Origin of the sequence: Kaistella sp., from assembly GCF_032060305.1 — a bacterium.
Lineage (GTDB): Bacteria > Bacteroidota > Bacteroidia > Flavobacteriales > Weeksellaceae > Kaistella > Kaistella yananensis.
Genome location: NZ_DAMBHK010000052.1, coordinates 1,757 through 12,577, shown reverse-complemented (window position 1 = coordinate 12,577; position 10,821 = coordinate 1,757). Strand labels below are relative to the sequence as shown.

Below are 10,821 nucleotides of genomic sequence, written 5' to 3'. Positions count from 1 at the left end.
TAAATATATGCATTAATTTGAAATATTATGTTAATCAAATACTAGAAAATTATTGTATTAAATTTAATCGTGGTTAAGATTATAAAAGTCGGTTTTATGATTTTCTACCGGTATTTTCTATTGCCAAAAATTTCTTCAACAGCTGTTGAAAGAGAAGTGTGTTCGCAGAAATTATTTTCTAAGGCTTGCAAAATGCCCATTGTGTATCATTGAATAATGCCAGCATTTTCTCAGCGGAATCATATTCAATCATTCCAGCTGACGGATTCTTAATATTTAGATGTGGAGAAGGTACTTTTGGTAAAATTATCGCTTTGTTGGGATCCGAAAGCACAAGAATGCCTGGAACCTAGGAGTTATTGAAGTTAAACCAATGATCACCTGTTCTGTCGCATTTTCCTGAATAGTACTGGATGCACTAAGAATTGAATAGGTAACTTGTGCTGCGCCCGATAAATTTTGTCAAATGCCATTTGCCAGCTTTAATTTAATCCTTTTATCAGCCGGATCCATTATAAATATTCCTGCAACCGCTGTGTTAGCGGCAGATCCTTCAACATAAGACAGTATTAAACCGCGCGCATCATCGCCAAATTCAAGAGAAATTAATGGGTTGCTTACAGACGTTTTGTTACTTAATAACTATTAAATAATTGATAATCAGTAATATTGTGTTGTGTATATCTAATAATTTTTACTCGGCAAAACCTAATACTATTTGTAACAATGCTTCATTTTCAAAGACCAATTGTATAAAATTATAACAACGTTTACTTTAAATCAATGCAAAAAGCACCTCAAAATATAAGTCCTGTAAACCACAAAATGAATTGGTTTCAAAAGTTTCTGCTCGTCTGTTCTGGCGGAAATATTCATATCTTAAGAAAAACGCCGAGCGAATGGAACAAATTTGCAGGTATCGGTGGAATTGTTTTATTTACGGCAGTTTTCGCAACTTTATCTGCCGGTTATGCGATGTTTACAGTGTTTGATGATCTTTGGGTTTCGGCCGGATTTGGGTTGCTTTGGGGGTTGATGATTTTTAATCTTGACCGTTACATCGTTTCTTCCATTAAGAAAACAGGAACTTGGTGGAATCAGATTTTAATGGCGCTTCCGAGGCTAATTCTTGCCACATTCTTAGGAATTATCATATCCAAACCTTTGGAACTGAAAATATTTGAGAAGGAAGTCAACAAACAGCTTAATACCATTATTCAGCGAAATAAAACCCAGCTGCAGGCGGAAATGAACGGCAGGATTTTGCAGCAGTCAGGACCATTTGAAACGGAAAAGAAACAGATTTCTGCTAAAATTGAATCATATCAGAAATCATATGATTCTGCCGCTGTGGAGCTCGAAAAAGAAATTTTAGGGAAACAAAGTGGCTTAACATCAGGAAAAGTGGGCTTCGGAAGCAATGCCAAAAGGAAATCTGAATTGAAAGAACAGCGCCGCCAGGATTTGGAAAATTATCAAAAACAGATCGCACCAAGATTGGAATATTTAGACAAAGAAATCTCTAAAGTTTATACCAATATAGAAACGGAGAGAAACAAAACCGAAACTTTCGAAGATAAATTCAACGGGTTTGCGGCAAGACTGCAGGCGCTTGATGAGCTAGGAAAAAATACTCCCATTATCGGCATCGCAGCAGCTTTCATCATGGGACTTTTTATCTGTCTGGAGATTTCTCCGGTTTTGGTGAAATTAATTTCGTCAGTGGGTCCTTATGATTATCTTTTAGAAAAAACAGAAAACGATTTCCGTTTATATTCCAAAGAAAAAATCGAAAAAGGAAATGCAGGAACCAATTGGAGAATTGAGGATTTTAAAGACAATCTCGGTAAATAATTTTATAGTATTACAAATAAAAATCAATGAGAAAAGCATTTAATGTCTTATTTGTATTGCTTACAATTTCTTGGTGTTTCGGGCAATCTAAAAAAGAATTCAAGCGGCAGGGATTATCCGCGTTGAGCAAAGGAGATTTTGTTACGACAAAAGAAAATTACCTTAAATTATTAGAAAAAGGAGAAAAAACCTGGGAAACTTATACCATTTTGGGCGACTGCGAATTTCACCTGGGAAACTCAGAAGATGCGATTGCCTATTACCGGAAAGCCCAGGAGAAAAACCCCGTGTATGCAGGCCTTTATTTACGCATGGGAAATGTTTTGAGGAAGCAAGGAAAGTTTGACGAAGCAATCATCAATTTCCGGAAGATGACGATTACAGATCCCGAAAATCCACAGATTTACAATATGATTTCCAGTACGTATTATGAAAATGGCGAATTTCTGGCGGCTTTAGATGCGATTGATATGATGGTGAAATTTGGCGGAGAAAATTTAGATTCAAGCTATGGGCGATCTCTTGCTTATATTAAATTGAACAGAATTCCAGAAGCTTGCATCGAGCTTGAAAAGGCCGATCAATTGGATAAGCAGAATGAACGCCGGGACATTGATGTGATGAAAGCCCTGCATTGCGTTAAATAGTTCTGTATTTCTGTTTCAAAGCAAAAATGAATGCCATTACATTCGCATTCAAAAATTACTTAAGTTCGTTCACCGTTTTTGCGACCGCGTCCGAATTGATTCCGGAGCCTTCTTCCTGGCTTACCAGTTCGCCGTTTCGGTTGAAAACACTGATGATATTGGAGTGTGAAAACTCGATTGGAGAAATTTTCTTGTATTTCACCGCAAGTACATTCGCAAACTCGCGGGTAGATTCTTCGTCACTTCTCAGGAAAATCCACGGTTGGGAATCCATATTTCTTTCTGCTGCGAATTTTTTCAGAACTTCCGGCGTATCGTTGGTTGGATCGATGGAAATAAGAACCAGTGAAGTGTCCTTCAGTTTGTTTTTTTCAATTTTAGCATGAATTTTCTTCATATCGCCAACAAGAATAGGGCACGCCGTTCTACAGCTGGTGAAAATCATTACCATGACGAGATTCTTTCCTTTCAAATCTTTTAACTGAAGTTCCTCGGCATCCTGATTCTGCCATTTGGAATCCAGTAAAAAGATAGAACTATCCGCATTTTCTTTATTCTGAGCGGTTTGTTCCGTATTTTCTTTGCACGATAAAATGGTTAGTACCGAAAAAAGGAAGAGCAGTATATTTTTCATCTCATTGAAGGTTTTTGGCGCATCTGAACCCGAGGTTTTCAACGGTATAATTCGCTTTTAAACTCGATCGGAATGCATAGCGCATGAATGAAGCGTAATTTAGCACGTCGGTGGCACTTGTTGCAGCAGATGCGCAGAAAAGTCCCTTGTCATCGTACTCGCCGGTTCTGGAATCACTTGTAGTCATGATCGAATTAAAATCATCCGTCCATTCCCAAACCAGATCGAACATGTTGTAAACGCCCCAGTAATTGGGTTTTGAAATTTTTACTTTGTTCCGCTCCCTGAATTTTTCGTTATAAAGATTGATGAGGTGTGCAGAATAATTCGGTTTGTTTCTGGCGTTGGCAGTTTCTTCGTCGGCCATGGCGACATATTCCCATTCATCCATGGTAGGCAGGCGTTTGCCGGCACTTTTTGCATAAGCTTTCGCTGCAAACCAGGAAACAAAAGTTACGGGCGCATCAGGGTCAGCATTTTTTGGTAATGTTTCGTCATTCTGCCAGTCTCTGAGGTAAGTTTCGTCAGCAAAAATGGCTTTTACATTGCTGCGTTTCCACTTGGGGTTTTTCTTTACAAAATCCAGAAATTCCTGGTTGGTAACGGGTCTTTCATCCAGTAAAAAATCCTGAACTTCTACCAGAGCACTGTCGCTTCCATAAAAAGGCTGGTATTTTCCTCCTTTTATGGTAACCATTTTCACGTCAGGATTTATTTTTACTTCCTCTGTTTGTGTGATTACTTCTTTGGAGGTGTTTTCTGCAGCCGTTTCTGTGCAGCTTTGTAAAATAAAAAAGAAACCGCTGAAGTAGAGGACTGTTTTTAAAATTGCGTACATAGCAGTTTCTTTTTTATTGATGATTTATAATTATTGAACTTTATTGTAAACCTGCGGATTTTTCTCTCCGGTAACTTTCAGTTTTCCAATTGCACCTTTATTGAATGCTCGGAAGATGGAGTGGTCTACAAGTACATATTCGCCGGGTTCTTCTACTTTAAACTCTACGATTACCGCTCCACCAGCTGGAATTAATGTGGTTTGAACGTTTTCGTTGATTTTGGAGCCACCTTCAACATACACTCTGTCGAAAATTTCGCCGATTACGTGGAAAGATGAAGCAAGGTTTGGTCCTGCGTTTCCTACATAAAGTCTTACGGTTTCACCCACTTTAGCTTCAAGCATTTTGTCGCCCATCAGTGCATTTTTCTTACCGTTGAAGACTACATACGTTGGGTTTTCGTCAACCCCTTTGTCCTGATCGAAGTCCTGAAGACCTTTTTCATCAGTTTTTCCTTTGGTATAGAATTCACTCTGCATGATGTAATATTCGCGGTCAACTTTTGGCAATCCGCCTGCAGGTTCCACTAAAATCAAACCATACATCCCGTTGGCAATGTGCATTGGAACGGGTGCAGCAGCACAGTGATAAACATACAGTCCAGGATTAAGGGCTTTGAAATTAAAAATTGCGGTTTTTCCAGGGGCCACATTGGTAGCTTCTGCGCCTCCACCAGGTCCGTTCACAGCATGAAGGTCGATATTATGAGGCATTACGCTGTTACTTGCGTTTTTCAGGTGAAGTTCCACTTCGTCGCCAACCCGGATTCGGATGAAAGTTCCCGGAACGGTGCTGTTGAAAGTCCAGAATTTGTAGGTAACGCCATCGGCCAGTTCGCCTTCTTCTTCTGTAGCTTCTAAATGAACGATCACTTTTTTAGCTGCGCGGTCTCCGATTGCCCCCGGAAGCATTGGTGGATTTGTTTTTTGTTGGGTTTCTGTTTCACCGCTTACTTTAATTTCCAAGGGATTTTCGGAATTGGTCGGTGCCGAATCGGTCGGGTTCTGTTTGCAAGCCTGAAGGGTTAAAAGGGCGAGTGCAAAGGTTGTGAAAATCTGTTTCATTTATAATATTTTTTTTGTTGTTTTTTAATAGGACAAATTTATCCTAATTAAATCATTTCTGAAAATTATGCCTTATGAGTTTTATCATTTTAATCTTCTGAACTAATTTTTCTTGGTTCATTTAGCAAAATCAGTGGGCAGAAAGTTTCAGAATAAGCGGCTCATTAATCAATTTTTGAGAATAATATTTGGAGTCGCATACATTAGAACGCATCGTATAAGAACCTTTGGCTATTTTGAAATGATTTTTGCTGTTTTTCGGAACCGGCAGATTGTAAATTTGATTTCCCTTTACCGCTACCAGCCTTACGATGATATTGCACCCCGACAGGTTGTCGATGACAGCAACCGTGTAAGGATCGGCAGGATCTGTATCGTTGAGGAGGTAGGTGAGGACTTCGGCGGTTTTCTTGTTTTTATCGGTTTGGTCTTTTTCCATCAGGTCTGCGAATTCCTTGCTTTCATCTGCTGAACCCGGATTGTTTGTTCTGTAACCAGAATTGGGAACTACATCGCACTGTATCATTAAAAAAAACAGAACTAATAAATATAATTTTTTTAAATTTTTCATTAAAGTAAAAATAACTATTTATTATTAAAAAAAGTTGCCCGTAAATAACGGACAACTTTAAATTTAAATATTTTTATTTCTACAGCGAATAATTCGGCGCTTCTTGAGTAATAATAACATCATGAGGGTGCGATTCTTTCAAACCGCTTCCGGTAATCATTACCATTTTGCCGTCTTTTTGTAAAGTGTCGATGTCTTTTGTTCCGCAGTATCCCATCCCAGCGCGGATTCCGCCGGTCAGTTGGAAAACAACTTCTTCTAATTTGCCTTTGTGAGGAACGCGGCCTTCAATTCCTTCCGGAACAAATTTTTTGGCTTCACTTTGGAAATATCTTTCTTTTCCACCACGTCTCATTGCCGACAGTGACCCCATTCCTTGATATGATTTGAATTTTCTTCCCTGGAAAATAATTTCCTCACCTGGAGCTTCATCAGTTCCGGCAAGTAGCGAACCAAGCATTACCGCACTCGCACCGGAAGCCAAGGCTTTCACGATATCTCCGGAAAGTTTGATTCCACCATCTGCGATTACGGCTACATTTTTTGTCTTAGCATATTCAAAAACATTATAAATAGCAGAAAGTTGAGGAACACCAACTCCGGCAACAACTCGTGTAGTACAGATTGAGCCAGGACCAACACCTACTTTCAATACATTTGCTCCAGCTTCGATGAGGTCTTTTGCAGCGTCTGCAGTCACGATATTTCCACCTACAATATCCAAATCTGGGAAACCAGTACGGATTTCTTTAATTTTATCTAAAACTCCTTTTGAATGTCCGTGTGCAGAATCCACAGCAATAATATCAACTCCGGCTTTTACCAGCGCCGCAACACGGTCCATCGTATCTTCACCCACACCTACGCCGGCGCCTACGATTAATCTTCCGTTATGGTCTTTATTGGCATTCGGATATTCCAGTTGATTGTCGATATCCTTGATGGTAATTAAACCAACTAATTTGAATTCTTTGTCCACGATAGGAAGTTTTTCTACTCTATTTTGGAGAAGAATCGCTTTAGCTTGTTCGAGGTTGGTGTCTTTATCGGAAGTGATGAGTTTGTCTTTGGTCATCAGTTCTTCAACTTTTACGTCAAGATTTTCCTGGTATTTTACATCGCGGTTGGTGATGATTCCGATGAGTTTATTTTCAGAATCTACCACAGGCAAACCCGAAATTTTGAAGTTGGTCATCATTTCTTTAGCCTGAGCCAAAGTGTGGTCTTTAGATAAGGTCACCGGGTCGGAAATCATTCCGTTTTCCGAACGTTTTACACGGTAAACTTGCTCGGCTTGTTCGGCAATGGGCATGTTTTTGTGAATGAAACCAATTCCGCCAACTCTCGCCATTGCAATGGCCATTTCGGCTTCGGTAACCGTATCCATCGCAGCGGAAACGATCGGCGCATTAAGCGTAATTTTGTCGGAAAGTCGTGATTTTAGGGAAACCTGATTTGGTAAAACTTCTGAGTAAGAAGGGATGAGAAGCACGTCATCGAAAGTGATGGCAGTTTCTACGATTTTGTTGTGAATAGACATCTTTACTTTCTTGCAAAATTATGGTTTTTTTTTGGAAAATCGAAATTGAGTTTTTTCTTTGCTATAAAAAAAGCGATCAAGCAATGTTATCTTCAAAAAAATAACAGCAAGAGCGTTGCTGTCATTTGTAATTTTTATTTAAAAGTCATTTTTTTTACATCATTTTTCTCAGAATAATTGATGATTCGTGAGATATCATCGGGGGTGAATTTTCCTGTGACATCTACAAAAACCAGTTCATTTCCGGAATGCACGGTGATTAGCAGTTTTTTGATCACATCGCCGCTCTGTTTTGCTTGGAAATTGATGGTTTCATCAGCTTTTTTTACAGTCATCCATTCTTCAAAATTATTGGAAGTAAGGTATTTGGCAAAATCACCCAACATTTCTTTGTTGCCATTTTCCACGGTCATCATCTTCACATCTGAAACTTTTTTGATGAGGTTGATGAGTTCTTCGCTTTCGCCATCTTGTCTCAAAGCTTTTTTCACGATAGGTTTAGCGAAAAACATGGGTACATTAACACTGGTAAATTTTGCACCGCCGTAGTCGTAATGAGGATTATCGAAAAAGCCCATTTTTGGTGTGCTCGATACGATGCAGGATTGCAGACTCAGCAGTAATAAAGCTACCGGAATAAGGATCAAATTTTTCATGGTGAAAGTTTTTACAAAGGTTTCATGGACGCTCCGCCACTAAGTGATGCATTACGCTTTACATTATTGTTGCCGCGGTATCTTACACTCGCACCTGAGGTTCCTGTAACATTAATGTTTTCATTTGCGTTCACCTTTATATTTGCTGCTGATGAAGCGTTGATTTGTGATTTCTGTGTTTCCAGATCCTGTGCGTTCACTGTAGCCAAGCTGGAAACATCGAAAGTTGTTTCTTTTATTTTTCCGTACAATGTTGCTGAAGAACCGCTGGTCGCACTCATTTCAAGCTCGTCGGCATTTACATTTAGCCTTACGTTTGAACCTGAAGTTGTGGAGAGTTCTACTTTTCCTTTGGTATCCAGGTCAGCTTTCAGATTTGCTCCCGAAGTTGCGGCAATCTGAAAATGATTGCTTTTTACGGTATTCAGGGTGTTAAAATGTGCGCCTGAATTTACCGCGACTTTGCTCAGCTCCGGAGCAGAGACTATCACACTCAGTTTTTTGAATTTCAGATTTCGGTTATTGTTGTTATCGACAAAAATTTTCAAAATATCACCTACAACTTCGGTTTTTACAAATTCTGGTCTGTCGGAATCTACCACCACTTTTTGTTGAGCATCCTGAGTGAAGGAAACATTGATGCCCGATGAAACCTGAATGCCACTGAAACTGGCAACTTTACGTACTTCTTCTCTTGCGGAGCCGGATGAAGTTGAAGAGTTATTGCCATCCGATCCACCCGTTGCATATATTTGCGTCTCGTTGATCAGCTTGTTCACATCATCCATAGAAATTTTTCCATCGAGCATCATTAAAACAGTATTCCCTTCAGAGCTGATATTTAAAAGCAAATTGTCTAAAATTCCGTTGGTTGCATCAGAAGAAAGGAATTTAATTTTATTGTCTTTGCTGTTCACAGTCATCAATTCCTCATATTTCATGTTTTTAATGGAATTGTTAATGTCGGATTGAAGACTTTGAAAATTGCCTAAATTTATTTTGTTTTGGCTTCCCGTATTGTTTGCTGCGGTCGGTTTTTCTACGATAAGGATTCGTAAACCATTAATTTTACTGAGCAAAGGTTTGATTTGCTCGAGTTCGGAATCATTGATATTCAGTTTGTTGAGCATGTTGAACATCGGTTTTGCAATTTTGATGGAGGTAACCCCTTCGGATTCCTGGTATTTATCAAAGAGCTGATCTAATTTGTCTTTCTGGGCATTTATTTGGATAAAATACGAGAAAGTAAGGGCGAATATTAAGAGTAATTTTTTCATGATTTTAAATTTTAGTAATCATTAATAAAGCTGTTCACTGCTTCAGTTGAAGCTACTGTTTTAGAAACGTTTTCAGAAAGAATTCGGAACGAATATTTCGTTAGATCGATGGCTTCCTGTTCGTTTTCTATTTTTTGCCCGTTGATAATCACGTAGTTGGATTGGTATTCGGGATTTTGGGCAGTTTTGCCCGTTGCAGATTTTTCAGGTGTGGAATTATCGACAAACTGCGGCCGCGCCTGTCTTTTTATTCTACCTCTTTTCGGAAGAATTTTTTCTATTACATCTTCACCATAGTTGATGGATATTGAATCGGTAACCAAACTATCAGAAGCTGTTGTAAGGGAATCTTTCGAGTTATTGATCGCGACAATCTCGTTGCCTTTACCGAAGTCATTTTTTTGTTTTAAGATTTCATTTTTTACCAATTGATCTTGTTCATCCATCTTACTTTGGTCGGAAGTTTTATAGAAAACTAGCATGGAAACAAGCAGTACAACACTTGCCGCCATCCAATAAAATTTCGGGAAAGACGCGCTTTTCTTTTCTGAAATTTTAGTGGTGAGTTTTTTTTCTTTTTCAGCTTCCGCCAAGAAATCTTCGAAATCCCAGTTCATCTTTTCTTCCCTGAGCTCTTGGAAGATTTCGTCGTATTTATCCTGTGATTTGTCGGTTTTCATAATTCATCAATTTGGTGATTTGTTCTTTAATTTTTTGTCGGGCACGCATTAAATTTATTCTTACTGCGTTTTCTTCCATTTCCAACATTTTTGCTATTTCCGAGATTTCATATTCTTCAACATCTTTCAGGTGAATCACGGTTTTTTGTTTCTCCGGCAGTTGCCTGATGAAGCCTAGAATTTGATCTTTCAAATTATTGGTTTCGATTTGGTAAAGCTCGCTACGGTGAAATTGAAAATCTGCAAAACCCATTTTCACATCGTGATGCTTTAGCCGATTCAGACATTCGTTTTTTACCGATTTCATTGCGTATGATTTCAGGTTTCCGAATGTGGCCAATTCTTCTTTTTTTTGCCAGAATTTCATCATTAAATCCTGTACAATATCTTCGGCTTCGTCACTGCTCATCACAAATCTTTTTGCAAAACGATACATCTCATCCTTGAGACAGAATATCGTTTCTTTAAAGATTGCGTGAGTCATAGTTTAGTTTATAGGTAAGACAACGAAGTTCGGAAATATGTTACATCGAAATAAAAAAAACTTCAAAATTGTTTTTTGAAGTTGATCATTTTGATTGGCTTTCATTAAGTTTTTGGTGATTTTAAAATACTGAAGATTTTAAATTTGGTACCATTACAAGTCCGTCACCTTCTTATCAATTTTATAAACTGTTCCCCGAAAAGCAGCGACCAATTCCTGTTTTTGATTGGTGATTTTGATATCGTAAATTCCGGTTTTACGTGTGTCTGAAATTAGAACGCTTTCTGCTCTCAAAATATCGCCTATTTTCACGGCTTTGGCGAAATTAATGGTGCAATTCAATGCGACCGAAGCTTCGTTGGTATTGTTGCTTGAAAAAGCCAGTGCTGAATCGGCGAAGGAAAAAGTAATACCGCCGTGAACGGTTTTCAATCCGTTGATCATTTCCTGTTTTACCGGCATTTCTATTAAGCAATATTTTTCGCGGACCTCAATCAGTTTGATTCCCATCCATTGTGAAAAATGGTCCTGATTGAGCATATATTGCGCGGTTTCGAGTGGGGTCATTTTTAAAT

The 10,821-nt window shown here is 38.7% G+C and carries 11 protein-coding genes and 1 pseudogene; 2 read left to right on the top strand and 10 right to left on the bottom strand.

The window, feature by feature from the left end:
• The first annotated feature begins 783 nt into the window (after positions 1–783).
• A complete protein-coding gene (locus tag V5N63_RS08280; RefSeq protein ID WP_332033567.1) occupies positions 784–1,854 on the top strand; it encodes a DUF4407 domain-containing protein in 1,071 nt (356 codons plus the stop codon).
• Between the two features lie 26 nt (positions 1,855–1,880).
• Positions 1,881–2,501 carry a tetratricopeptide repeat protein gene (locus tag V5N63_RS08275; RefSeq protein ID WP_332033566.1) on the top strand — a complete coding sequence of 207 codons (621 nt, stop codon included), beginning with the start codon at positions 1,881–1,883 and terminating at the stop codon, positions 2,499–2,501.
• 55 nt (positions 2,502–2,556) lie between these two features.
• Here V5N63_RS08275 and V5N63_RS08270 read toward each other — a convergent pair whose 3' ends face one another.
• The 10 genes and pseudogenes from V5N63_RS08270 to V5N63_RS08225 form a co-directional block, all read right to left on the bottom strand.
• Entirely contained in the window at positions 2,557–3,135 is a 579-nt protein-coding gene (locus tag V5N63_RS08270; protein WP_332033565.1) for an SCO family protein, read from the bottom strand.
• A gap of 1 nt (position 3,136) precedes the next feature.
• Positions 3,137–3,973: a formylglycine-generating enzyme family protein gene (locus V5N63_RS08265; protein WP_332033564.1), complete on the bottom strand. Its 837-nt coding sequence runs from the start codon at positions 3,971–3,973 to the stop codon at positions 3,137–3,139.
• Between the two features lie 45 nt (positions 3,974–4,018).
• A pseudogene (gene nirK / locus V5N63_RS08260) lies at positions 4,019–5,038 on the bottom strand (copper-containing nitrite reductase); the annotation flags it as partial.
• A 130-nt stretch (positions 5,039–5,168) separates the two neighbouring features.
• Entirely contained in the window at positions 5,169–5,609 is a 441-nt protein-coding gene (locus V5N63_RS08255) for a DUF6759 domain-containing protein (protein ID WP_332033563.1), read from the bottom strand.
• Positions 5,610–5,688: 79 nt separating this feature from the next.
• Entirely contained in the window at positions 5,689–7,149 is a 1,461-nt protein-coding gene (gene guaB / locus V5N63_RS08250; protein ID WP_332033562.1) for an IMP dehydrogenase, read from the bottom strand.
• Between the two features lie 134 nt (positions 7,150–7,283).
• Positions 7,284–7,805, bottom strand: coding sequence for a DUF4252 domain-containing protein (locus tag V5N63_RS08245; protein ID WP_332033561.1), 522 nt, complete (start codon positions 7,803–7,805; stop codon positions 7,284–7,286).
• Between the two features lie 11 nt (positions 7,806–7,816).
• Positions 7,817–9,082 carry a DUF4252 domain-containing protein gene (locus V5N63_RS08240; RefSeq protein ID WP_332033560.1) on the bottom strand — a complete coding sequence of 422 codons (1,266 nt, stop codon included), beginning with the start codon at positions 9,080–9,082 and terminating at the stop codon, positions 7,817–7,819.
• 11 nt (positions 9,083–9,093) lie between these two features.
• A complete protein-coding gene (locus V5N63_RS08235; RefSeq protein WP_332033559.1) occupies positions 9,094–9,762 on the bottom strand; it encodes a hypothetical protein in 669 nt (222 codons plus the stop codon).
• Positions 9,737–10,246: an RNA polymerase sigma factor gene (locus V5N63_RS08230; RefSeq protein ID WP_332033558.1), complete on the bottom strand. Its 510-nt coding sequence runs from the start codon at positions 10,244–10,246 to the stop codon at positions 9,737–9,739. Before V5N63_RS08230 ends, V5N63_RS08235 begins: the two co-directional genes overlap by 26 nt.
• A 153-nt stretch (positions 10,247–10,399) precedes the next feature.
• A complete protein-coding gene (locus V5N63_RS08225; protein ID WP_332033574.1) occupies positions 10,400–10,813 on the bottom strand; it encodes a PaaI family thioesterase in 414 nt (137 codons plus the stop codon).
• Positions 10,814–10,821: the final 8 nt, after the last annotated feature.